This window comes from Microbacterium galbum, assembly GCF_032464915.1.
Lineage (GTDB): Bacteria > Actinomycetota > Actinomycetes > Actinomycetales > Microbacteriaceae > Microbacterium > Microbacterium galbum.
Map to the genome: position 1 here is coordinate 480,352 of NZ_JAWDIS010000001.1, position 24,091 is coordinate 504,442.

18 protein-coding genes are annotated in these 24,091 nt (G+C 71.0%); 11 read left to right on the top strand and 7 right to left on the bottom strand.

Translation table 11 applies throughout. The annotated features are described in order from the left end of the window. Positions 1–31 precede the first annotated feature (31 nt). Positions 32–1,195, bottom strand: coding sequence for a mannose-6-phosphate isomerase, class I (manA, locus tag RWH45_RS02380; protein WP_315993320.1), 1,164 nt, complete (start codon positions 1,193–1,195; stop codon positions 32–34). A 61-nt stretch (positions 1,196–1,256) separates the two neighbouring features. On the opposite strand from manA, the gene RWH45_RS02385 reads away from it, so the two are divergent. From RWH45_RS02385 to RWH45_RS02400, 4 genes are read left to right on the top strand one after another with little or no spacing between them, the layout of a single operon-like run. Further along, entirely contained in the window at positions 1,257–2,657 is a 1,401-nt protein-coding gene (locus RWH45_RS02385; RefSeq protein WP_315993321.1) for an O-antigen ligase family protein, read from the top strand. After that, on the top strand, positions 2,654–4,030 hold the full coding sequence (locus RWH45_RS02390; protein ID WP_315993322.1) for an O-antigen ligase family protein: 1,377 nt from the start codon (positions 2,654–2,656) through the stop codon (positions 4,028–4,030). The genes RWH45_RS02385 and RWH45_RS02390 overlap by 4 nt, the downstream gene beginning before the upstream one ends. Before the next feature lie 51 nt (positions 4,031–4,081). Further along, the gene (locus RWH45_RS02395) at positions 4,082–5,995 is read left to right on the top strand and encodes a glycosyltransferase (RefSeq protein ID WP_315993323.1); all 1,914 of its coding nucleotides are present in this window, start codon (positions 4,082–4,084) and stop codon (positions 5,993–5,995) included. A gap of 2 nt (positions 5,996–5,997) precedes the next feature. Beyond that, positions 5,998–6,963: a glycosyltransferase gene (locus tag RWH45_RS02400; protein WP_315993324.1), complete on the top strand. Its 966-nt coding sequence runs from the start codon at positions 5,998–6,000 to the stop codon at positions 6,961–6,963. A gap of 10 nt (positions 6,964–6,973) precedes the next feature. Here RWH45_RS02400 and RWH45_RS02405 read toward each other — a convergent pair whose 3' ends face one another. From RWH45_RS02405 to glf, 4 genes are read right to left on the bottom strand one after another with little or no spacing between them, the layout of a single operon-like run. After that, positions 6,974–7,714, bottom strand: a complete 741-nt coding sequence (locus RWH45_RS02405) for an ABC transporter ATP-binding protein (protein WP_315993325.1) — start codon at positions 7,712–7,714, stop codon at positions 6,974–6,976. After that, the gene (locus RWH45_RS02410) at positions 7,714–8,505 is read right to left on the bottom strand and encodes an ABC transporter permease (protein ID WP_315993326.1); all 792 of its coding nucleotides are present in this window, start codon (positions 8,503–8,505) and stop codon (positions 7,714–7,716) included. Before RWH45_RS02410 ends, RWH45_RS02405 begins: the two co-directional genes overlap by 1 nt. Before the next feature lie 22 nt (positions 8,506–8,527). Beyond that, the gene (locus RWH45_RS02415) at positions 8,528–10,570 is read right to left on the bottom strand and encodes an acyltransferase family protein (protein WP_315993327.1); all 2,043 of its coding nucleotides are present in this window, start codon (positions 10,568–10,570) and stop codon (positions 8,528–8,530) included. Positions 10,571–10,577: 7 nt separating this feature from the next. Further along, positions 10,578–11,714 (bottom strand): UDP-galactopyranose mutase, encoded by a 1,137-nt coding sequence (gene glf / locus RWH45_RS02420; protein WP_315993328.1) that lies wholly within the window; start codon positions 11,712–11,714, stop codon positions 10,578–10,580. 148 nt (positions 11,715–11,862) lie between these two features. On the opposite strand from glf, the gene RWH45_RS02425 reads away from it, so the two are divergent. From RWH45_RS02425 to RWH45_RS02455, 7 genes are all read left to right on the top strand, one after another. Beyond that, on the top strand, positions 11,863–13,788 hold the full coding sequence (locus tag RWH45_RS02425; protein ID WP_315993329.1) for a DUF6541 family protein: 1,926 nt from the start codon (positions 11,863–11,865) through the stop codon (positions 13,786–13,788). Between the two features lies 1 nt (position 13,789). Continuing rightward, on the top strand, positions 13,790–14,986 hold the full coding sequence (locus RWH45_RS02430) for a glycosyltransferase family 4 protein (protein WP_315993330.1): 1,197 nt from the start codon (positions 13,790–13,792) through the stop codon (positions 14,984–14,986). Further along, a complete protein-coding gene (locus RWH45_RS02435; protein ID WP_315993331.1) occupies positions 14,983–16,179 on the top strand; it encodes a glycosyltransferase family 2 protein in 1,197 nt (398 codons plus the stop codon). Before RWH45_RS02430 ends, RWH45_RS02435 begins: the two co-directional genes overlap by 4 nt. Positions 16,180–16,184: 5 nt before the next feature. Then, the gene (locus RWH45_RS02440; RefSeq protein WP_315993332.1) at positions 16,185–17,318 is read left to right on the top strand and encodes a glycosyltransferase family 4 protein; all 1,134 of its coding nucleotides are present in this window, start codon (positions 16,185–16,187) and stop codon (positions 17,316–17,318) included. Continuing rightward, positions 17,311–18,549: a polysaccharide biosynthesis protein gene (locus tag RWH45_RS02445; protein WP_315993333.1), complete on the top strand. Its 1,239-nt coding sequence runs from the start codon at positions 17,311–17,313 to the stop codon at positions 18,547–18,549. Before RWH45_RS02440 ends, RWH45_RS02445 begins: the two co-directional genes overlap by 8 nt. Before the next feature lie 31 nt (positions 18,550–18,580). Further along, positions 18,581–19,558, top strand: coding sequence for a glycosyltransferase family 2 protein (locus RWH45_RS02450; protein ID WP_315993334.1), 978 nt, complete (start codon positions 18,581–18,583; stop codon positions 19,556–19,558). A gap of 139 nt (positions 19,559–19,697) precedes the next feature. Beyond that, positions 19,698–21,902 (top strand): glycosyltransferase family protein, encoded by a 2,205-nt coding sequence (locus RWH45_RS02455; RefSeq protein WP_315993335.1) that lies wholly within the window; start codon positions 19,698–19,700, stop codon positions 21,900–21,902. A gap of 49 nt (positions 21,903–21,951) precedes the next feature. Here RWH45_RS02455 and RWH45_RS02460 read toward each other — a convergent pair whose 3' ends face one another. Together RWH45_RS02460 and RWH45_RS02465 are read right to left on the bottom strand one after the other, a co-directional pair. Continuing rightward, on the bottom strand, positions 21,952–23,160 hold the full coding sequence (locus RWH45_RS02460) for an ABC transporter ATP-binding protein (RefSeq protein WP_315993336.1): 1,209 nt from the start codon (positions 23,158–23,160) through the stop codon (positions 21,952–21,954). A gap of 5 nt (positions 23,161–23,165) precedes the next feature. After that, complete coding sequence (locus RWH45_RS02465) at positions 23,166–24,032, bottom strand: ABC transporter permease (RefSeq protein ID WP_315993337.1); 867 nt, start codon at positions 24,030–24,032, stop codon at positions 23,166–23,168. Positions 24,033–24,091: the final 59 nt, after the last annotated feature.

Here is a 24,091-nt window from a genome sequence, read left to right on the forward strand (position 1 = left end):
AAGCTTCATACCCCCTCACGGCGTGTCGCGATCAGGCCCCCGGCGTCGCGACGAAGACCTCGCCGCCACCGTCGCCCGACAACGGGGACTCGTCGGGGGTCACGAGCGCGGCCTGCCCGGGCTTCAGGCTCACCTGCGCGCCCGAGGCTCCGGTGATCGTCGCCTCCCCGGCGACGCCGAGCGCGATTGCGACGCCGCGCAGGTCGAGCGACCCCGACGCCTCGGCGGCCAGGTGCCCGAGGGCGAAGTCGGCGATCCCGGGTGCGAACACCTCGGCACCGTCGCCCGCCGGAGTCGGCCGCAGGAACGGCGGCTCGGCGGGCCGGAAGTCCACCAGCGCCAGCAGTTCGTCCACGTCGATGTGCTTGGGGGTCAGCCCCCCGCGCAGCACGTTGTCGCTCGCGGCCATGATCTCCACACCGAGACCGGCGACGTAGGCGTGCAGCACGCCGGCGGGCACGAAGATCGCCTCACCGCGCCGCAGCTCGACGAGGTTCATCAGCAGCGCCACCACGATGCCGGGGTCGGCCGGGTAGGCGGTGTGCAGCGAGCGGGTCAGGGCCAGCTCGGCGGCGAACTCCCCCGGATCGGCGGATGCCGCGGCATCCACGATCTGCTCGATCGCGGTCGCGTCGGCTTCGCCGAGGAGCCAGGCGATGCTCGCGCGCAGGGCGTCGGCGGCGTCGGGCGCGGACAGGTGGGTGCGCAGCGTCTGCACGCCCGGGGCCTCACCGAGGGTCGCGACGAGCGCGCGCGTGCGCTCGATGTCGCGGAGTCCCGCGAGAGCGGTGAAGGTCTCGCTCAGCGCCACGATGACCTCGGGCTTGTGGTTGTCGTCCTTGTAGTTGCGCTCGCCCGCATCGCGCGGGACCCCCGCGGCCTCTTCGCGCGCGAAGCCCTCGACGGCCTGCTCCTTCGAGGGGTGCACCTGGATCGAGAGGGGCGCGCCGGCGGCCAGGAGCTTCAGCAGGTAAGGAAGCGCGGCGGGCACGCCGTGCTCGCCGGCGGCGGCCGGGAGCCACGCGTCGAGGGTGCGCTCCGAGCCGTCGTGCACCCGCGCGGGCGAGCCCGGGTGGTCGCCGAACCACACCTCGGCCTCGGGAGCACCGGAGGGCTCACGACCCTCGAGGTCGGCGATGAGCGTGGGGCTGCCCCAGGCGTAGTCGCGGGGCGTGTTCGAGATCGGGATCAGCACGGCGTCAGCCTAGTGGTCCGACCGGACGGTCCCGGATGCCGCCCGCTACCCTGAGATCACCATGGCGATGCACACGAACCACCCGGTGTCGGCGCTGCCGACCGCGCCTGCGCGCGAGACGACCGGGCACCTGCTGCTGCGCGCCTGGTGCGTGTTCGTCCTCGTGCTGGCGCTGGGCGGTGTGGGACTCGTCAACGCCGTCGGCCCCGTGCCGACGGCCGTCGTCGTCGTCGCCTCCGCCGTGGTCTCCGCGATCCTCTGGCTCGTGACCCGACCGCCGCTGGCCGTGCGCCGCCTGCCGTGGCTGGCGTTCGGCTACGTCGCGTGGGCCACCGCGTCGCTCGCCTGGAGCGCCTGGCCGGCGGCATCCGTGCTCACCTGGCTCCTGCTGGTGATCACGACCTTCCAGGGCCTGTTCGTGGGAGCCGTGCTCACCTGGCGCGACGTCGTTCGCGCCGTCGCGTCGGCCGCCAAATGGATCGTGGGGCTGTCGTTGCTCTTCGAGCTCGCGGTGTCGGTGTTCGTGCGGGGGCCGGTGCTCCCGGGCTTCGTGATCCCCGACGAGCGCCTGGATCCGATCGTCTACTGGTCGCGCGACAACCTCTTCGACGGCGGCCGCATCCAGGGCGTGTTCGGCAACGCCAACCTCCTCGCCGCCGTCATGCTCGTCGCGATCATCGTGTTCGCGATCCGGCTGGCCGTGGGCGCCCCCCGACGGGTGCTGCTCGGGGTGTGGATCGCGATCGCCGCCTTCCTGTTCGTGCGCGCGGGGTCGGCCACCGCCTTCCTGGCCGCCGCGTTCGTCGCGCTCGTGCTCGGCACCGTGCTCGTGATGCGCACGGCGCGGCGCCCCGGCGAGCGCACCCGCTGGTACCTCCTCTACGCGGCGATCGGTCTCGGTGCGGCCGCTGCGCTGTGGTTCGGCCGCGACGCCCTGTTCGGCCTGCTCGGGCGCGGCGCCGATCTGACCGGACGCGAAGGGATCTGGGCCGACGTGATCGCCCGCGCCGACCAGCATCCCGTGATCGGCTGGGGCTTCTCGACCCCCTGGATCGCCTCGGAACCGCTGATCGACGGCTGGATCGTCGACCACGGCCAGACGGTCGTGCAGGCGCACAGCATGTGGCTCGACGTCTACCTCCAGCTCGGCGGTGTCGGCGTCGTGCTCCTCGCGCTCGTGTACCTCGCCTACGTCTGGCGCTCGTGGTTCTTCGCCGTCGACCGGCCGCGGTGGGACCTCCGCGACGACCGCCCGCACTCCCCGCTCACGCTCCTGCCCACGCTGATCGGCGCCCTCCTCGTCGTGCAGGGACTCACCGAGTCGGGCCCGCTGCTGCTGTGGGGCTGGATGTTCGTGGTGCTGTTCGGCGCGAAGATCAAGCAGACGCCGCTGGTCGGAGTGGGGCCCAGCGAGCAGAGCATCTCGATCGAACGCGGCGAACTGCAAAGACCCGCCCCGTGATCGCGGAGCCCGACGCGCTCCGCCCTCGCCTGTTCTCCCTGCTCTCCTCGGCGGCGCTCGCCCGCGCGTTCACCCTGACGGTCTTCACCACGGTGTTCGGCGGCTTCGCCCTGACCGCCGTCGCGGGTGCGGTCACGCTCGCGACCGTCCTCGCGGGGCTGTGCATCCTCGGCGCGGCGATCCTGTTCGCGCGGCGCGACGAGATCGAGCTGGTGCGCCTCGCCCCCACGACCCTCGTGCTGCTGGTGGCGTGGGCCGCCGCGAGCGTCTTCTGGAGCGCCGCGCCGACCGCCGCCCTCGCCGGATGGATGCAGCTGGCGGGGATCGCCCTCCTGGCCGTCGTGATCGGCCACGTGCGCGACGCCCTGCAGACCGTGCGCGCCCTCGGCGACGTCCTGCGCTGGCTGCTCGGCATCTCGCTCGGGCTCGAGGTGCTCAGCGGCATCCTCCTCGATCTGCCCATCCCGTTCCTCGGTATCCAGGGGGCGATCGCCGACCTCGGCCCCATCCAGGGCCTGTTCGGCACGCGGAACGCGCTGGGCTTCGTCACCGTCATCGCGCTGATCACCTTCCTCGTGGAGTTCCGCACCCAGTCGGTCGGCGTGAGCGTCGCGATCGGATCCGTCGTGCTCGGCGGCGTACTGGCCGCGCTGAGCGGATCGCCGACGGTGATCGTGGTCGCGCTGGTCACGGCCGTCGCGGCACTCGCCCTGTGGGGCGTGCGGCGGGTGCCGACCGATCGACGACGCGGGGTGCAGATCGGACTCGGCATCGGGGTGGCGGTCGTGGTGGCCGTCGCGTACGCCGCACGGGCGTCGCTGGTCGCCGCCCTCGGGGCCCAGGACGACCTCGAGACGCGCACGCGCGTGTGGACGCGCGTCCTTGACATCGCCGACATCCGCCCCGTCCAGGGCTTCGGGTGGTTCGGGGCGTGGGACCCCGACGCCGTCCCTTTCGCCCTCGTCACCCTCGCCGACGGCGCGCGGCACGCCTCGGCCCTCAACGCCTACCTCGACGTGCTGCTGCAGCTCGGCTGGGTGGGCCTGCTGCTGTTCCTGGCGCTCGGCGGCCTCGGCCTCGCACGCGGATGGCTCGTCGCGGGCGAGCGGCGCGCCGTCGTCCACGCCTGGGCGCCGCTCATCCTGGTCGCTCTGCTCACCGTGTCGCTGTTCGAGAGCTTCACGCTCACGGGTCCGGGATGGCTCCTGCTCGCCCTGTGCGCCGTGCGGGCGGGGCAGTCCCGGTCGTGGCGCGAGCGCCTCGAGCAGCGGATGACGGATGCCGCCCGCCCCGCGACCGACGGCCGCCCCGGCCCCGACGGGCGGCGCGGGCAGGCTCCCGACGCTCAGGGCGGCGCCGGTGACGCCGGGTAGACTGCGGGCGGCCCCGCCGAGGCCCCCTCGCCTGAGACGAAAGACCTCTTCGTGACGTACACCCTGCAGAACGCCGTGCTCCCGCTCGACCGCGATCCCGACCTTCTCCCCCTGTACGTCGACCCCGAGACATGGTCGACGATCGACGAGGAGCCGGTGCGCGTCACCAACGTCGCACAGCTGAGCAACATCCTCGACCGCACGCGCGCGCGCATCGTCGCGGGTCGGCGCGTGTCGTTCGGCACCTACTTCAACGCGTTCCCGGCGTCGTACTGGCAGCACTGGACCGCCGTCCGGCAGGTGCGCCTCACGGTGCGCACCACGGGAGACGCCACGATCCTCGTCTACCGCTCGAACGGCGGCGGGACCAAGCAGCGCCTGGACACCCGTGAGGTGCGCGGCGACGCGAACGAATCCTCCTTCGACCTCGTGCTCGACCAGTACAGCGACGGCGGGTGGATCTGGTTCGACGTCGCCGCCGACCGCGCCGACGCGATGTTCGAGGGCGCCGAGTGGACCACCGAGCAGGAACCGGTCCGCGCGGGCAAGGCGAGCATCGGCATCACCACCTACAACAAGCCCGACTACTGCGTCGAGACGCTCACGGCTCTCGCCGACTCCCCCGATGCTCTCGACGTGATCGACCGGGTCTTCCTCATCGACCAGGGAACCGATCTCGTCGCCGACCAGGACGCGTTCCCCGCGGTCGCCGGACGCCTGGGCGAGACCCTCGAGGTGGTGCGCCAGCCCAACCTCGGCGGCTCGGGCGGCTTCGCCCGCGCGATGGTCGAGACCCTCGCCCGGGAGGGGAGCGACTTCGTGCAGCTCCTCGACGACGACGTGCGCGTCGAGCCCGAGTCCATCCGACGCTCCGTCGTCTTCGGCCGCTACGCCTCTGTGCCCACCATCGTGGGCGCGCACATGTTCGACCTGCTCGACCGACCCAAGCTGCACGCGTGGGCCGAGGTCGTCGACGACGCCCCGTTCATGTGGCGAGCGCTGTTCCAGGAGCGCCTCCCCCACGACTTCAGCGTCGCGAACCTGCGCCAGTCCCCCCTGCTGCACATGCGCCTCGACGCCGACTACAACGGCTGGTGGATGTGCCTCATCCCCACCAGCATCCTGCGGGAGATCGGGCTGTCCCTGCCCGCGTTCATCAAGTGGGACGACGCCGAATTCTGCGTGCGGGCGCGGGATGCCGGTTACCCCACCGTCTCGGTCCCCGGCGTGGCTCTCTGGCACGTGTCGTGGCTCGGCAAAGACGACTCGATCGACTGGCAGGCCTACTTCCACGCCCGCAACCGCATCGTGTCGGCACTGCTGCACTCGCGTTCCCCGCAGGGCGGCACGCTCATCCGTCACAGTCGACGCGTCGACCTCAAGCACCTGATGATGATGCAGTACTACCCGGTGGAGCTGCGCCACCGTGCGCTGCGCGACATCCTCTCCGGCCCCGAGCACATGCGGGCAAATCTCGCCACCGCGATGCCCGCCGCCCGTGCCGTCGCGAAGAAGCATCCCGAGACGGTCATCCACAAGGATTCCGGCGTCCCGCTGCGCTCCCGCCGCGGTCGGCAGGTGTTCAAGCGTCTGAAGAACCACCAGTTCGACAGCCCGACCGGCATCGCCCTGCGCACCTTCACACTGCGCACGCTCCTCTCGCACTGGTTCCACACTCCGCGCCCCGAGAACGTCGAAAAGCCCGAGGTCGAGTTCGGCAAGGGCGACGCCAACTGGTGGCGCGTTCCGCTCTACGACAGCGCCCTCGTGAGCGCCGCCGACGGGTCGGGGAAGAACATCTACACGCGCGACCGCGCGCTGTTCCGCCGCATGCTCGTCGACAGCTGGCGGCTGCACCGCCGCCTGCAGCGGGAGTGGCCCTCCCTCTCGCGCCGTTACCGTCGCGCCCTGCCCGATCTCGTCTCCGAATCGCAGTGGCGCGCCACCTTCGAGGAGCGTTCCTGACCGTGGCATCCTTCGATCCGACGTCGGCGACCATCGTCGTCGTCACCTATAACCGCACGCCCCTGCTGACCCGGTTGCTCGAGAGCATCGAGCAGATGGATCCGGCGCCCGGGCACCTCGTGGTGGTCGACAACGCCTCGACCGACGACACCACCGCGGTCGTGGAATCCTTCCGCGACCGTCTGCCCACGACGCTGGTCTACCGCCGTCTCGAGACCAACACCGGAGGATCCGGCGGGTTCAGCGAGGGCATGCGCGTGGCGTACGACCTCGGATCCGAGTGGATCTGGCTGATGGACGACGATGTCGAGGTCGTCTCCGACGGACTGGCGCGCATGGGTCACTGGGCGCCGCGCTTCCGCAGCATCCAGGGTCGTCGGTACGACTCCGACGGCAGCGAGTTCTACTGGCAGTACCGCGTGGCGGAGTCGATGGCGATCCCCATCCCCTTCGCCCCGGCCGGCTTCGACTCCTCGGGCTACAAGCCGATGAATTCGGGATGCTTCGAGGGCATGTTCATCCACCGCGACATCGTCGCGAAGATCGGCCTGCCCGACCCGCGCTTCTTCATCTACTGGGACGACCAGCTCTACGGATGGCTCGCCTCCCGGCAGACACCCTCGGTGATCGTGAACGAGTTCGTGCTGCGCCGCACGCGCGAGATCAAGCAGTGGGACATGGGCATCCGCCACATGAACGCCTCCAGCGACGCCTATCGGTACTTCATCATGCGCAACCGCGCGTATCTGGCGAAGTACTACCGCGAGCTGGGCGTCTATCGGCCGCTGCCCTTCCTCACCGGCACCGCGCTGACCTTCGTCAAGGAGCTCATCCGGCTCGTCGTCGTCGAACGCAAGGTCCGCGGCACGAGCCACCTCTTCCGGGGGCTCCGCGACGGACGGGCGATCGCCCGCGACTCCTCGTGGAAGCCGATGCCGCCTTTGGAGCAGGCGCAGCCCGCGTCCTGAGCGCTCGCGCTCAGCGTGTGGCGTAGTCGGTGTTGTAGCGGTCGAGCACCTCGGCGATCGGGGCGTCCAGCTGCAAGGCGCCGCGGTCGAGGTAGAGCCCGCGCGTGCAGAAGCGGCGCAGGTCCTTCTCGTTGTGACTGACGAAGAAGAGGGTGCGTCCCGCGGCGAGCATCTCGTCGATGCGCCGGTAGCACTTCTCGCGGAACGCACGGTCGCCCACGGCGAGCACCTCGTCGACGAGAAGGATCGGCTCGTCCAGCTGCGAGACGACCGAGAACGCCAAGCGCACCTTCATCCCGTTGGAGAGGTGCTTGTAGGGCGTGTCGACGAAGTCGCCGATCTCGGCGAACGCGATCATGTCGTCGAAGCGACGCGCGACCTCCGCACGCGGCATCCCGTGCAGTCCCGCCGTGAGGCGCACGTTCTCGCGCACGGTCAGGTCACCCACGAAACCGCCCGTGATCTCGATGAGCGGTGCCACACCGCCCTCGACCTCGACGCCGCCCTCGTCCGGCAGCAGCACGCCCGCGACGAGCTTGAGCAACGTCGACTTGCCCTGGCCGTTGCGCCCGACCACGCCGATGGACTCGCCCGGCTGCACGCGGAACGACACGTCGCGCAGGGCCCAGAACTCGTCGGGACGCGAGCGGCGCGCGGAGCCGGCGAACAGATCCTTGAGGCTGCGGCTGCCGCGGCGGTTGCGGCGGAAGCGGACGCCGAGGCCCTCGACCTCGATGGCGGGTCGCGTCATCACAGCTCCTTCAGCACGGGACGCTCGAGACGCGGGAACACCATCAGGCCGATGACCAGGATGCCGACGCTCACCGCCGCGCCCACGACGACGGTCAGGGTGTCCCACTGGTCGGGGAAGAAGCCCACGCGGTAGAGGGTGAAGATGCCGGCGAGCGGGTTGAACGCGGCGATGTCGGCGAAGACCCCGGGGAGATTGCCGACGCCGTAGATGATGGGCGAGGCGTAGAACAGCGCGCGCAACACGAGGCGCGTGGTGCGCTCGAGGTCGCCGAACATCACGCACAGGGGCGCGACGATCAATCCGAGTCCCACCAGCAGGATCGATTGCAGCAGCACGGCGAGGGGGAACGCCAGCAACGCCCACGACACCTGCGCTCCGCCGAAGACGGCGAACAGGGCGAGCACCGGCACGGAGAAGAGGAACTCGATGCCCTTGCTCAACACGATGCGGTTCACCCAGATCCACCGCGGGATCGCGGTCGAGCGCACCAGGCGGGCGTCCTTCTTGAACGCCTTGGTGAAGTCGGTGACCGCGGAGTTGAACCACACCCACGGCAGCAGCGCCGTGATGAGGAAGACGATGTAGGGGTCCTCTCCGACCGACCGGTGGAAGACCTGCGTGAACACGAACCAGTAGATGCCGGTCATCACCAGCGGGTCCAGCACCGACCACAGGTAACCCAAGGCGCTCGTCGAATAGCGCACGCGGAGGTCGCGCGCCGACAGCAGCCACAGGGAGTGGAGCGAGCGCCGCACCGATCCGGGGGCGCCGACGGCGGCGGAAGTCACCACGAAATCCTATGCGGGCGCGTCATCCGAGGCTGGACGGAAGCTGCTCGGCCAGCGAGGGACCGAGGGTGCGGGCGTACAGACGCGTGAGGTGGTTGTCGTCGCGGTACACGGAGACGTTGCCGATGACGCCGACGCACAGGTCGTCGGGGCAGATCCAGGGAGTGAGGTCGAGCAGGTCGACACCCGGGCGGTCGAGCACACGGGCGGGGTTCTCGTCGGCGAGGGACGCCGCACGGGGTGCGGCGCAGTCAAGCGGATCGTCCGCGTCGATGACGCAGCCGTACATGTCGAACGCGAACCGCGGGTTGTCGCGCACCGCCAGCACCGGAATGCCGGCATCCCCCATGCGATCGAGGAACAGCTCGATGCCGGGGCGCACGACCTCGTCGTCCTCCCCCGCGTCGGAACGCGTGACGACCGTCATGACGGCGTCGGGCGCGACCCGCTCGACGAGATCGATCGCCTCCTCGCGCCACGCGTCGCAGCGCTCGTCCATTCCGGGTTCCGCCAGTCCCATCGAGCAGCCGCCCTTGATGAGACTGACGACTCCCCACCCGTTCTCGTCCGCGAGCGGCAGCAGCGCTCCGGTGATCTGCTGCGCGTGGGAGTCGCCGATGACCGCGATCGTGAAACCGGCTCGTGCGGTGCGAGCGGTCTCGAAGCACGTGCCGAGGAGGATGTCCGTGTCGACGCTCCATCGACCGGCGCACGGGTTCTCCAACTGGACCCACTCGTCGTCGAGCAGGGTCGGGAGGGGCAGCAGCTCGGCATCCGTCGGGATCTCCGCCAGCGACGGATCGCGCAGCACCGCGGCACCGGGGTTATCGCGTACGGCCTGCGCCTCGATCGCCCGCTCCTGCGCCCACGTCGACACCTGCCAGGCGCCGAGGGGAAGGGCGACGACGCTCGCGGCGACGGCGACCACCGCGACCGGCACCCACGGCAAGCTGTCCGACCGACGCCACGCGCGCACCGGTCGATCCACCGCCCACGTCAACGCGCGCGCGAGCAGCAGCGACAGCGCGATGATCGCGGCACCTCCCACGAGACCGACCTCGACGCGCTCGTTGACGACGAGGAAGGTGACGAGGATCGGCCAGTGCACGAGGTACAGCGCGTACGCGTCGCGCCCCGCCGCCTGCAGCGGCCGGGAGGACAGCAACCGCGCGGGCCCCCTGCCCCGGTCATCGCCCGACCCCGACACGACGATCGCGGCCGCGCACAGGACCGGCCACAGCGCGAGGAACCCCGGGAAGCCGCCGCGCACGTCGAGCACCGCGCCGAGGACGAGCAGGCCCGCCAGCCCGGCCCATCCCAGGATCGCCCGGGCGACGGCGCCGACGCGCACGTGCGGGAGGGCGACGACCAGGAGGGACCCGGCCGCGAACTCCCACAGCCGCGCCCCCGTGTCGAAGTACGCCATCTCCTGCGCCGTCGCGGTGCGCACCACCGAGTACACGAACGACAGCGCGAAGACGGCGCCGAACACGACACCCACGACCCGGTCGGGAGAGAGGCCGCGCCGGCGGACGACGAGCTGGCAGAGTCCGAGCAGCACGACCCACAGGACGAACGCCTGCCCCTGCACCGACATCGACCAGAAGTGCTGCAGGGGGCTCGGGATCTCGGTGCGGGCGTAGTAGTCCACGGCATCCGCCGCGAGCACCCAGTTCTGCACGTAGGCGAGCGACGCCCAGGTCTGATCCCAGACCGCGCGCCAGGCGGTAGGAGGGTAGGTGAACCAGACGAGCGCGAGGACGCCCGCGAGCGTCACCGCCGCGGCCGGCAGAAGGCGGCGGAAGATACCGAGCAGGTGAGGGAGCGGTCGGACGGGGTTGGGCCCGGCCATCCGCCGGACGAACCCCCGGGTGAGGAAGAACGCCGACAGCATCAGGAAGACGTCGACCCCGCCCGAGACGCGTCCGAACCACACGTGGTACGTGACGACGAGGAGGATGGCGACGGCACGGAGGCCGTCGACGTCGGGCCGATACGCCCACCGCCCCTCGTCCGCCCTCCCGCCGATCGACGGGAGGGTCTGCGGACGCAGCGTCAGACGCACGAATCCGTCACGCGAGCTGGTTGTTCCACATCGACAGCGCCGACCCGATGGCCATGTGCATGTCGAGGTACTGGTAGGTGCCCAGGCGTCCGCCGAAGTACACCTCGCTCTCGCCCTTGGCGAGCTCGCGGTACGCGAGCAGACCGGAGCGGTCGTCGGCGGTGTTGACCGGGTAGTAGGGCTCGTCGGCGCGCGTGGCGAAGCGCGAGTACTCCCGCACGACCACCGTCTTGTCGGTCGGGTAGCGGTCCGCGCGCTCGGGGTGGAAGTGCTTGAATTCGTGGATGCGCGTGTAGGGCACGTCGGCATCGGCGTAGTTCATGACGCTGGTGCCCTGGAAGTCGCCGATCGGCAGCACCTCCTGCTCGAAGTCGAGCGTGCGCCACGACAGCTCGCCCTCGGCGTAGTCGAAGTACCGGTCGACCGGACCGGTGTAGACGACCGGCACCTGACCGACGGTCGCCTTCTTGTTCAGCGGCTGCGCCTCGTCGAAGTAGTCGGTCGACAGCTTCACCTCGATGTTCGGGTGATCGGCCATCCGCTCCAGCCACGCGGTGTATCCGTCGACCGGGAGACCCTCCCAGGTGTCGTTGAAGTACCGGTTGTCGTACGTGTACCGCACGGGCAGCCGCGAGATGACCTCCGCGGGGAGGTCCTTCGGGTCGGTCTGCCACTGCTTCGCGGTGTAGTCGCGGATGAACGCCTCGTACAGCGGGCGTCCGATCAGGGCGATGCCCTTCTCCTCCAGGTTCGCGGCATCCTTCGCGTCGAACTCGCCGGCGAGCTCGTGCACGAGCGCCTTCGCCTGGTCGGGCGTGTAGGCGGCCTGGAAGAACTGGTTGATGGTGCCGAGGTTGATCGGCAGCGGGAACACCACGCCCTTGTGCGTCGTGTAGACGCGGTGGACGTACGAGGTGAAGTCGGTGAAGCGGTTGACGTACTCCCACACCGTCGGGTTGGAGGTGTGGAACAGGTGCGCGCCGTACTGGTGCACCTCGATGCCCGTCTCGGGCTCGTTCGCGGAGTAGGCGTTTCCGCCGATGTGATGACGACGATCGATGACCGTCACCTTGCGGCCCGCAGCGGCCGCGCGCTCGGCGATCGTGAGACCGAAGAAGCCGGAGCCGACGATGAGGAGATCCATGAAGTGGTGCGTCTTTCGTGTCGCGGACACGCGGAGAGCGATCCCGCGCCCCTCCAGTCTAAAGGGGCACCTCGCCGCGGCCTTCAGGGGCGGGTCAGCGACCGTCCGTTAGCATGGCTGACTGTCGTCCAGCGAGAAATGGGAGTGCATGAGCGATTCCTGGTGGGTGATCGTGATGCCTCTCATCATCTCGATCCTCGCTCTCGTCGTCCCCGGAATCGTGGTCCTCGCCGCCGGGTGGGGCGTGCGGCGTCTGCGCATCCTGGCCCTGGCACCGGTCGTCTCGATCGCGATCCTCGCCGTCGCCGCGATCGCCGCCCCGCTCGCGCGCCTGTCGTGGTCGGTCGTGCCGATCGCGATCGTCACGATCGTCGCAGCGGCTGCGGCGTACGCCCTGCGCCGATGGGTCGGACCCGAGTCCGGCGACCGCACCCCGGGGCGCACCCTCCTGTGGGGCGGCCTGTCCCTCGTGGTCGCGGGCGTGGTCATCGCCCTCCAGCTCGCCTGGGTCTTCGGTGGTCCCGCGCACATCTCGCAGACCTTCGACGCGATCGTCCATCTGAACACGGTCGCCTTCGCCGTCGACACGGGCGACGCGTCGGCCTTCCACATCGGACTCACCTCCGATATCGGCTTCTACCCCAACGGCTGGCACACCGTCGCCGCGCTCGCCGCCCAGGCGACCGGAGCCGCCGTCCCGGTCGCCGTCAACGCCGCCAACATCGCGCTCGCAGCCGTCGCCTGGCCGCTGTCGGTGGTCGCCCTGAGCACCGCCCTGCTGTCGCAGCGCACCGCCGTGGTCGTCAGCGCCGCAGCACTGTCGACGGGGTTCGGCGCTTTCCCCCTGCTGCTGATGTTCTTCGGCGTGCTCTACCCGAACGCCATGGGCTACGCGGTCCTTCCGGGCGGTGTCGCCGTCGTCGTCCACCTGCTGCGGGCGACCGGACTCGCCGCGCGGGTGCGCGCCGCCGTCCTGCTCCTGGTGGCGGCCGCGGGCGTGGGCCTCGCCCATCCGAACGCCTTCCTGTCGATGGCGGCCCTGGGCGCCGGTGTCGCCGTCGTCGAGCTGGTCGGCCGTGCGGTGCGGCATCCGTCCCGCCGTCGGTGGCTCTCGACCACGGCGATCCTGCTGGCTTTGTTCGTCGTGCTCGGCGTGCTGTGGCGCGTCATGCGCACCAACGCCGAGATGTCGATCTGGGCGCCGTGGCAGACCACGGCCCGCGCAGTCGGCGAGGCCCTCCTGCTCTCCCCCGGCGGCTACACGATCACCCTGACGATCTCGGTGATGATCGCGGCGGGCATCTTCGCCATCGTGCGCCGACCGCGCCTCCTCGTCGTCGCCGCGCCCATGGCTGTCGCGACGGTGCTCTTCGTGGTGGCCTCGGGCACCGCCGGGGGCAACGCGCTGCGGGAGTTCCTGACGAACCCCTGGTACAACGACTCCTATCGCCTCGCCGCTCTCCTGCCGGCCGCCGGGATCCCGGTCGCCGTCCTCGGTGCGGTCACGATCGCCGACGCCGCCCGGCGCGTCCTCTCCCGCGCCCGTGCCGGGCGCGTGCTGCGCGTCGCGGTCGCCGCGGTCGGCGTCCTCGCGGTGTTCTCGGTCGGGGTCAGCCCGAACATCCTCCGCACCGCCGCCGACGCGCGCGGCGCCTACGCTCTCGACGCCACCTCGCCGCTGCTCACGAGCGATGAGGAGGCGCTGCTGGAGCGCCTGCCCGAGACCACGCCCGCTGACGCGGTCATCGCCGGCAGCCCCTGGACGGGAGCCTCCTTGGCGTATGCGGTCGGCGACCGCGAGGTGCTGCGCAAGCACGTGTTCGGTGCGATCGGAACCGACGAGGAGTACCTCGACAACCGCCTGAGCGCGATCGACTCCGATCCGCGCGTGTGCGAGGTCGTCGACCGCCTCGGCGTCGACTACGTGCTCGACTTCGGCGCGCAGAACGTCTGGAACAACCCCGGCGTCGGACTCGAGCGCCAGGGGCTCTACAACCTCTCCCCCTCGGAGCACCTCGTCCTCGTCGACTCCGAGGGACCGTCGGCGCGCCTGTTCAAGATCGAGGGGTGTTGACGTGTCCCGCGAGAGCCGCGTCGCCGTCGCGTACGACTGCCTGTTCCCCTACTCCACGGGAGGGGGCGAACGGCAGTATCGTGCGGAGGCCGTCGAGCTCGGCCTGAAGGGGTTCGAGGTCGACTACCTCACCGCCACGCAGTGGGACGGCCCGGCACCGGTCGAGGACGCGTTCCGCATCGTCCCCGTCACCGGGCGACTCTCGCTCTACTCGGATGACGGGGTGCGCCGCATCCCCGCGGCCCTCCGGTACGCCGGTTCGCTGTTCGGCGCCCTCCTCCGCCGCCGTCGCCGCTACGCCGCGGTGATCGTCAGCGGCCTGCCGATCTTCAACGTCTTCGCCGCCCGGGCGGCGCTGCTGGGTTCGGGGACGAAGCTCGTCGTCGACTACCTCGAGGTCTGGCACCGTCGTCAGTGGGTCGAATACTCCGGTGCGGTGACCGGAACGATCGCATGGCTGCTGCAGCGGGCCGCCATCGCGATCACGCCGATCGCGACCTGCCATTCGCAGCTCTCGGCCACCCGGCTGCGACGCGAGGGCCTCCGCGGAGAACCGCTGGTCAGCCCCGGACTCATCGACGGTGCCGCCGAGGTGCCGCCGCCGGGTCCGGCCGCGGCCCCGCCCTACGTGCTCTACGTCGGTCGCCACATCCCCGACAAGCGCGTCGAGGTGCTCCCCGCCGCCGTCGCCGCCGCTCGCGACAGCGTTCCCGACCTGCGACTCGTCGTCCTGGGCACCGGCCCGAGCTCCGACGCGGTGCGCGCCGAAGTCCGCCGCGTGGGCGGCGAGGCCTGGACGCGGTTCCCGGGCTTCGTCTCCGACGCCGAACTCGATGAGCTGCTGCACGGGGCCGCGTGCCTGGTGAACCCCTCCCGCCGCGAGGGCTACGGACTCGTCGTCGTCGAGGCCAACGCCCACGGCGTTCCCGTCGTGCTCGTCGCCGACGAGGGCAACGCGTCCACCGAACTCATCGACGACGGCGTCAACGGCGTCGTCTCCCCGACCACCTCACCCGCCGACCTCGCCCGGGCCATCCGGGTCGCCGTCGACGGCGGTGACGACCTGCGCCGCTCCGCGCGCGCGTGGTACGACGCCGCCGTCGGCACCCGCACCATCCGCCGCACCGTGGAAGGGATCCTGTCGGCACTGCCGCTGCCGACGCCCGCCGCGGTGAAGACGAAAGAAGACAGCCCGTGACCACTCCCGCTCCCACGGACGTCGAACTGACGATCCTCATGCCCTGCCTCAACGAGGCCGAGACCCTCGAGGTCTGCATCCGCAAGGCGCAGGGCTTCCTGCAGCGCAGCGGCATCCGCGGTGAGGTCCTCATCTCCGACAACGGCAGCACCGACGGCTCCCAGGCGATCGCCGAAGGCCTCGGCGCCCGCGTGTCGCACGCCCCGCGCCGCGGATACGGCGCGGCCCTCATCAACGGCATCGAGCAGGCGCGCGGGACGTACGTCATCATGGCGGATGCCGACGACAGCTACGACTTCGAGAACCTCGAGCCGTTCGTCGACCGCCTTCGTGCAGGAGCCGACCTCGTCATGGGCAACCGCTTCCGCGGCGGGATCGCCCCGGGCGCCATGCCCCCGCTGCACAAGTATCTCGGCAACCCGGTGCTGTCGTTCATCGGCGAGCTGTTCTTCCGCCCCGGCATCCGCGACTTCCACTGCGGTCTGCGCGGATTCAACCGCGCGCGCATCCGCACTCTCGACCTGCAGACCACGGGGATGGAGTTCGCCTCCGAGATGGTCGTGCGCGCCTCCCTCGCGCGCTACCGCATCGAAGAGGTGCCGACGACGCTGAAGAAGGACGGCCGCTCGCGGCCTCCGCACCTGCGCAGCTGGCACGACGGCTGGCGCCACCTGCGCTTCCTGCTGCTGTTCGCCCCGCGCTGGCTCTTCGTCTACCCGGGCCTGGTGGCGTTCTTCCTCGGCGCGATCGCCGTCGGTGTCCTCTCCTTCGGCGGTATCAACGTCGGCGGCGTCGGATTCGACGTCACGACGATGGTCTACGCCAGCGCCCTGTGCGTGATCGGGTTCCAATCGCTGCTGTTCTTCTGGTTGACCAAGCTCTACGCCACGCAGGAGGGGTTCCTCCCCACCAGCGAGCGTTATCGCCGGATCGTGGCGAAGTGGTCGGCCGAGCGCGGCCTGCTCATCGGCGTCGGACTCTTCGTCCTCGGCGTGGTGATCGGCATCGTGCAGGTCATCCTGTGGGGCAGCCTCGACTTCGGGCAGCAGAATGCGGCCCAGGCCGTGCGCATCGCCGTGCCGAGCGCGCTGCTGATCATCCTCGGTTTCCAGACCGTCATGATGAGCTTCTTCTCGGGCGTCCTCACCACGCCCCGGCGCGAGCAGCGCCCCGAAGCCGTCATCGAGAGCTGACCGCCGTGCGGATCCTCGTCGATCTGCTCGGCTACACCGGCGGTCGCGGCGGCACCGAGACGTACGTGCGCGAGCTGCTGCCGCGCCTGGCCGACGAGATGCCGGATGCCGGCTTCGTCGCCCTGACCGGAGCGTCCGGCGCCGCCGGCGTGCGGGCGTTCTTCCCGGGCGAGGTGCGCGTGGTCGAGTGGGTCGGCGACGGACGCGCCTCGTGGGCCGCGGGTGAGATCGTCGCGGTGGAGCGGGCCGCGAAAGCGACGGATGCCGACCTCGTGTGGAGCCCGGCGAACTTCGGTCCCCTGACCGCCGGCGCCGTCCCCCGCGTGGTGTCGGTGCACGACGTCATCTACCACGAGGTGCCCGGCACGGGCCTCGAGCGGATCACGCGCGCCGTGACGGCCTGGCTCATGACGCGCACCGCGCAGACCGCGCGGGAGGTCGTCACCGTCTCCTCCACTGCGGCGAGCGCGATCTCCCGTCATCTCGGCGTCGCGCGCGAGCGCATCACTGTCGTGCACAACGGCGGGAGCGACATCACCCGCGTCGACGACCCCTGGCGTCTGCTGGCACCCCTCGGCATCCGCCCGGGAAGACCGGTCCTGCTGTCGACGGGCAACCGGATGCCGCACAAGAACTTCGCGGGTCTGCTGGCCGCTGTGGCGCGGATCCCCGCCGACCGGCGTCCTCTCACGGTGATCGCGGGCGGCGGAGCCGACGATCCTCTGAGCCCGACGGTCGAACGCCTCGGCCTCACGGCCGACGTCGTGCTGCCGGGCTGGGTCGGCGACGACCAGTTGCGCGCGCTCTACCAGGTGGCCGACGTCTATGCGTGCCCGTCTCTGACCGAGGGCTTCGGCCTGCCCGTCGTCGACGCCCTCGGCGCGGGAGTGCCCGTGGTGGCCCACGACACGGCGGTGCTGCGCGAAGTCGGCGGGGAGTGGGCGCGCTACGCCGACGCGACGGATCCCGCTGCATTCGCCCGGGCGATCCTCGCGGTGCTGTCCCTCGACGACGAGACGCGCGCGGCGCTGCGCACGGGTGGGCGGGAGTGGGCGAGCCGCTTCAGCTGGTCGGCTGCGGCCATCGCCCTCTCGGTCGTGTTCCGTCGCACGGCGGCGCGGGGGAACAGCCGTGGCTGAACCGGCGTCCCTGCGCTCGCGACTGTTCGGCTTCACGCTGATCCCCGCCGTCGCGGCGGTGTCGCCCCTCGTGGTGCTGCCGGCCGTCTCGCGCGCGGCACCCGACGGCTGGTCCAGTGCGATCGCGGGGGAGTCGATCGGAACGTTCGCCGCCATCGCCGTGGCCTACGGCTGGACGACGGTGGGACCGGCCCTCGTGTCGATCGCGGCCGACGACGTCCGTCGCGGCCGCCTGTACCGCGACGCGCTCGTCGTGCGGTTGGCGACCTCGATCGTCGCCCTGCCCGCCCTCGTGGTGGTCTGCGCCCTCGTCGCGAGTCCCGGGTACGGCCTGCTCGCCGCCCTCATGGGTCTGCAGGGCGCGATGATCGCCCTGTCGTTCACGTGGTTCTCAGTGGGCGTGGGCGACCCGCGGTCGATCCTCTTCTACGATGCGATCCCTCGGCTCGTGGTGGCCGTGGGATCGATGCTCGCCATCGTCAACGGCGCTCCCGTCGAGGTCTACCCGATGGCCGGCATCGCGGTCACGGTGGTCGGGACGACGCTGTTCTCGCTGCGCCTGCTGCGCCGGTATCCGTCGGCGTGGCCGCCCGTCCGCGAGATCCCGGGCCTCTTCCGGGTCGGCGCGCCGGTGGCGCTGAACGACGCCGCCCTGGGGGCGTACTCCGCCGTGCCCACGCCGCTCGTGAACGTGCTGTCGGTCGGGACGGCCGCCTCCGGCTTCGCCTCGGCCGACAAGATGGCCAAGCTCGGGCAGTTCCTCCCGCTCACCCTCGCCAACGCCCTGCAGTCGTGGTCGGCCGAGGTCACGGGGCCCGCGCGGCGGTCGCGGCTGCGACTGGCGCTGCTGATGCACGGCGGCTTCGGCGTGCTCGGGATGCTCGTGCTCGGCTTCGCCGGTCCCCCGGTCAGCGCGCTCATGTTCGGCGAGCCGGCGGCGGCGCCTTTCCTGGTCTGCCTGGCGCTCGGCGTCGCCTTCGCCCTGTTCTCCCTGCGCACCTCGATGACGCGGCACGTGCTCTTCCCCGCGGGTGAGCAGCATGCCGTGATGCGGGCCACCGTGACGGCCACCGTCGTCGGCATCCCCCTCATGATCGGCGCGGGCCTGCTCCTCGGCCCCGTGGGGGTGGCCGCCGGGCTGGCCGTGACCGAGGCGATCTCCACGCTCATCCTGGTCGGGCGCACGCGCCGCCAGGTCGACCTCGTCGCCGCCGAAGCATCCACCCCGTGATCTCACCGACCGCTCGAAGGGCAGGTCTCGCATGACCGACGCACCCGACATCGACATCGTCATCCCCGTGTACGGCGGGTGGGATTTCGTCCGCTCGTGCCTGCTCGCGGCCACGCGGCAGAGCGTCGCGGCGCGGATCATCGTCGTCGACGACCACTCACCCGACGACACCGCCGACCGCGTCGCCGCCGAGTTCCCCGAGGTCACCCTCATCCGCAACGACCGCAACCTCGGCTTCGCCCGCGCGTGCAACGTGGGTCTGGCGGCCGGTTCGGCGCGACTGGTCATGCTGGTCAACAGCGACGTCGTCCTCGAGCCGGATGCCGTGGAGCGTGTGCTTGCGGCGATGACCGCCGGCGCGGAGTCGCGTCGCGTCGGTAGCGGAGCGACCCTCCTGTTGGCCCCCGACGGCACCGTCGATTCCTACGGCATCGTCGCCGACGTCACGGGAGCGGGTTTCGTGCGCTTCCACGGGGCGGAGCCGGCGGCGGCGGACCCCGTCGATCCCCCCGTCCTCGGACCGTACGGAGCCGTCGCCATCTACGTCCGCGCCGCCCTCGACGAGATCGGCCTGTTCGACACCAACATCTTCATGTACGGCGAGGAGCTCGATCTCGCGTTCCGGCTGCGCGCGGCGGCGTGGGAGTGCGTCGCAATCGAGGGCCCCCTCGGCACGCACCTCGGCGGGGCCAGCGCGGGCCGGGAGTCGGCTCGCCAGCGCCGCCTGTCGGGCTTCGCGCGCGGCTACCTGCTGCGCAAGTACGGCGTGCTCCGTTCGCGCTGGGCGCTGCGCGCGCTGGCCGTCGAGCTGGTCGTCAGCGCCGCGCGCCTCGTGCTGCGGCGAGACGTCCTCTCGCTCCGCGGTCGATGGGAGGGCTGGCGCCGCGGCGCCGCCGCGCCCACCGCGGTCCTGCCGCTCCACGCGGTCGACCGCACGATCGGCCTGCGCGAATCGATGCGCATGCGCGGCGACCGATACTGGGCCGATCGCCCCGTCTCGCCGCGGTGACGGCATCCGGGTGTCGCCCAGGCGGGCCCGCCGTCCCGTCCCCCGTCCGCACGGGCCGGGTGGCCCAGCTTTCGCCCGGGCGGGCCGGCGGGCCCGCGTCTCGCTCGGGAGGGCCTGACGCCCTGCCTAAACTCGAAGAGTGCTGACCGCCCTCCGCTCGCGCGTGCGCGCCGCGCGCGACCTGCCGCTGCTCCGCCCGCTCGTCGCCCGCGCCGACCGGCTGTGGTGGGCGCGGGTCATCCGCCGCGCCGGCGTCGTCGACCTCGCGTACGTGCGCGCCCAGGTGGGCAGGCCCCTGAGCGAAGCAGCGGCCGTCCGTCGGTACGTGAACGGGGGCTTCCGCGACGGGCTGCGCCTGTCGCCGCTCTTCGTCGACACGGCGGTCGGCGACCACCTGCCCGAGGCATGGCGCGTGCCCGCGCTGTACGCCTACCTCGTCGCCGATCCACGGGGGCTGCAGGTGAGTCCGCTGTGGGATGCCGTGGCCTACGGCACCGCTCATCCCGAGGCCTGGGAGGCTCCCGGCGGACCTCTCGGACACGCCTGGCGCCACCGTGAGACGCACTCGCTCCCCCTCGGTCCGCGATCCGAGCCCGCCGCAGCATCCTGGCCCGACTTGTCGCGCGTGATCGTCGAGGCCGCCCGTCGCGCCCGAGTGGGCGGAGAGGTCGGCCCGGCGCCGTCGGCGGAGCCCGTCGATCGCGAGTTGATCGTCGCGATCGGCCCCGAGGAATGGGACTTCGACGAATCGTTCGCCGAAGCGGTCGCCTTCTCGGACGTCCCCGGACAGGGGGTTGCGATCGCCGTGCTCGACGACCGCGCGGAGGATTGGACGCTCGCGTCACTGTGGGCCGCGGGCCGCCCCCGCGTCCGCATCAGTCGGCGACGTCACGACGACGCGTCCCTCGCGCTCGACGAACTCGTCGCCTCCTCCCGCGCCGAGATCATCATCGTGAGAGGACCGAACCAGACCCTCACCGCCGCCGACGCCACGCGTCTGGCGGATCGCGTGGAGAAGAGCGCCGCCGGGACGGTGCTCGGTCCGGTGTGGAGGGACGGCGACGGCACGATCGCCGCAGTCGGAGCCACCGCCGATGGACGCTTCCTCGCCGGACACCCGATCGAAGACCTCGCCGCCCTCGCTCCGGCGACCGATCTCGAGGTCCCCGCCCTGGCCGGGAGCACCTTCGCCGCGCGCCGCGCGGAGGTCACCGTCGCGCTGCGCGGTCCCGACGCGGCTGCCCGCCTCGAGGGACGGGCCGTCGTCGCCCTGGACGTCGAGACGCGCACGCGCTCGCGTGCCGAACCGGCGCATCTCCCACCGCACCTGACGGGCGGTGGGGATCTCCTGCTCCGCGCCGGGTGGGAGCGCCTCGCCCAAGGCCCTCTGCCACGTGTGAGACGTCCGCAGCGCCAGGTGGAGCTCCCCGACGGCACGCACGTGCCCGCCCTGAGATGGGCGCTGCGGACGGCCGCACCGGTGGGCCCTCGCGCGGAGGGCTGGGGCGACACCCACTTCGCCCGGGCCCTCGCCGACGCCCTCCGGCGCCTCGGACAGGAAGTCGTCATCGACTCGTACGCCGCCCGCACCCGCCCCACGCGGCATCTCGACGACGTGACCGTGGCCCTGCGCGGTCCCGAACCGCTCGAGGCCTCCCCCACCGGTGTCTCGCTGCTGTGGGTCATCAGTCATCCCGACCAGGTGGGTCCGGACGACGTCGCGGGGTTCCACGAGGTCTTCGCCGCGTCCGCGCCGTGGGCCGAGGCGACAGGCCGCGAACTCGGCGTGCCCATCACCCCTCTGCTGCAGTGCACCGACGCGACGCGCTTCCACCCCGCCGGACGCCCCCGCGGCCATGACATCCTCTTCGTCGGCACGGCGCGCGGCATCCTGCGCCCCTCCGTCGTGGAGCCCATCAGAGCCGGCATCCCCGTGACCGTGATCGGCCCCGACTGGCGCGGATGGATCCCTGCCGAGCGCATCGCCGCCACCGGGGTGGGCAACGACGAGCTTCCCGCGCTCTACGAGACCGCGGGGGTGGTGCTGAACGATCACTGGCCCGCCATGCAGGAGCGGGGGTTCATCGGCAATCGCCTCTTCGACGTCGTCGCCGCCGGTGGTCGCGCCGTCAGTGACCGCGTCGAGGGAATCGAGGAGCTCTTCGGCGGTGCGGTGCGCACATGGGAGGGGGTTCCCGACCTGCTCGACCTGCTCACCGCCGACCTCGACGCCGCCTTCCCCTCTGCGCCCGACCTGGATGCGGTGTCGGCGCGTATCCGCGCCGATCACTCCTTCGACGCCCGCGCACGAACGTTGCTCGACGCGGCGCTGCGGCGCCGCTAGGAGGCCCGTCCGGCAGTTCAGGGGGCCCGCGGGTCCCGGTCAGCCGTGATCAGCGGAAGCGCACCTCGGCCGGGACCGAGCCGAGCGAGTCGGAACGCCCGTGCACAGTGAACTCCGCGCCCTGCATGAGCGCGTGCGAAGTGGACTCGCTGATCCCGTGCAGGTTGGCGTTGATCCAGTAGCTCCCGGGATTGAAGCGGGCACCGTCCACGTCGATCTCGATCGTCACCGTCTCGCCCTCGTGCAGCGGCGGTACAGAGGCTCCGAGCATGCTCGTGTTGGAGGCGAGGGCGAGGACGCCCGACGAGGTGTCGATGCTGAAGCCGAGAGCCCACTCGTCGAGCCGACGCAGCCCCCGCACGGTGATCGCCACGCGGAACGAATCGCCGCTGTGGAAGTCGTTCGATCGGCGGCCATCGGCGGCGCGCACGTCGACCGAGATGATCTCCGCGGCGCGGGTGATCTGGTTGGGGCGCGCAGCGACCTTCCCGGACCCCTCTTCGAGCAGCTCGCGGAAGCGTTCGACGGCCGCGTCGGCCATGCCGTCGAACGCGACGCGCCCCTTGTCCATCAGGATGACGCGGTCGCACAGCTCCTCGATCTGGTCGAGCGCGTGGGAGACGATGATGATCGTCCTCCCCTGCCTCTGGAATTCCTTGATCTTGTCGAGGCACTTGCGCTGGAACTGCTCGTCGCCGACCGCCAGCACCTCGTCGACGAGGAGGATGTCGGGGTCGGTGTGCACCGCGATCGCGAAGGCGAGGCGCACGAACATGCCCGAGGAGTAGAACTTGACCTGGGTGTCGATGAAGTCGCCGACGCCGGAGAAGTCGAGGATGTCATCGAAGCTCGCGCGTGTCTCCTCGCGGCTGAGCCCGAGGACGGAGGCGTTCAGGTAGACGTTCTCACGGCCGGTGAGATCCGGGTGAAAACCGGCACCGAGCTCGATGAGCGCCGCCACGCGGCCGCGCTGGCGCACATCACCGGAAGTGGGCTGGATGATGCCGCCGATGACCTTGAGCAGCGTGCTCTTCCCCGAACCGTTGTGCCCGATGAGGCCGATCGTGTTGCCCGCGCGGATGTCGAGGCTCACGTCGCTGAGCGCCCAGAAGTTCTGGCGGTGCCGACGCCCGGCGCGACCGAGCGTCACGATGCGCTCCTTGATCGAGGTGTCGCGACGCACCACGAAGCGCTTGGACACGTCGGTGAGCACCACGACCTCGGGGCGCACGGCGGGGACATTGACGTCGAACGACATATCGATCACAGTTCCTGAGCGAAGTTGCCCTGCAGGCGCACGAAGACCCGGTGGCTCAGGACGAGCAGGACGAGACCGATGAGCAGAGCGACCGCCATGCGCAGCACGAGGTGCGCAGGCCCCTCCAGGCCGTCGCCCCCGAGCCAGAACGCCCGCTGGAAGCCGAGTACGGCGAGGGTGAGGGGATTGTTCGTGTAGACCTCGAGCAGCGTGGGGCTGGTGATGATCTGCTTCGCGAGGTGCCAGGCGTAGAGCACCGGCGAGAGCCACATCAGCAGCATCGTGACGACCTCGACGAGGTACTGCACGTCGCGCAGGTAGACGTTCACGGCGGCGAAGAACAGCGCGAAAGCCAGGCCGTACACGAGGATCAGGAGAAGCGAAGGGACCGCGTACACGATCTGCCAGTGCAACGGCGGCTTACCCGCGATCACGGTCGCCACCAGGAGCACGCCCAACTGGATCATGAAATTGAACAGGGCGGACCCCGTCGCGGCGAGCGGGAAGATCTCGCGGGGCATGTAGACCTTCTTCACCACACCGCCGTTGGCGATGATGGATCCCGTGCCGCCGACCGCGATCTCCTGGAAGAGGCTCATGGCGGTCAGGCCGGTGAAGATGAAGATCGCGAAGTCCGGGATGCCACGCGCCGCGCCCAGGAACTGCCCGAGCACGACGAAGTAGATGCCGAGAAGGATGAGCGGGCGGATGAGCGCCCAGACGAAACCGAGAGCCGAGTCCTTGTAGCGCGCCTTGATGTCGCGCTTGACGAGGAGGTCGAGCATCTCCCGGCGGGCGAAGATGTCTCGGAGCGTCGTCCACAACGAAGCGAACCCGAGCCCCGGGGTGACGCCGACCGTGCGCATCGGCATCTCCGCGAGCCGAGCGAAGCGCGCGTTATCCCCGGAGGGTGAAGGACTAGGCATGGGGT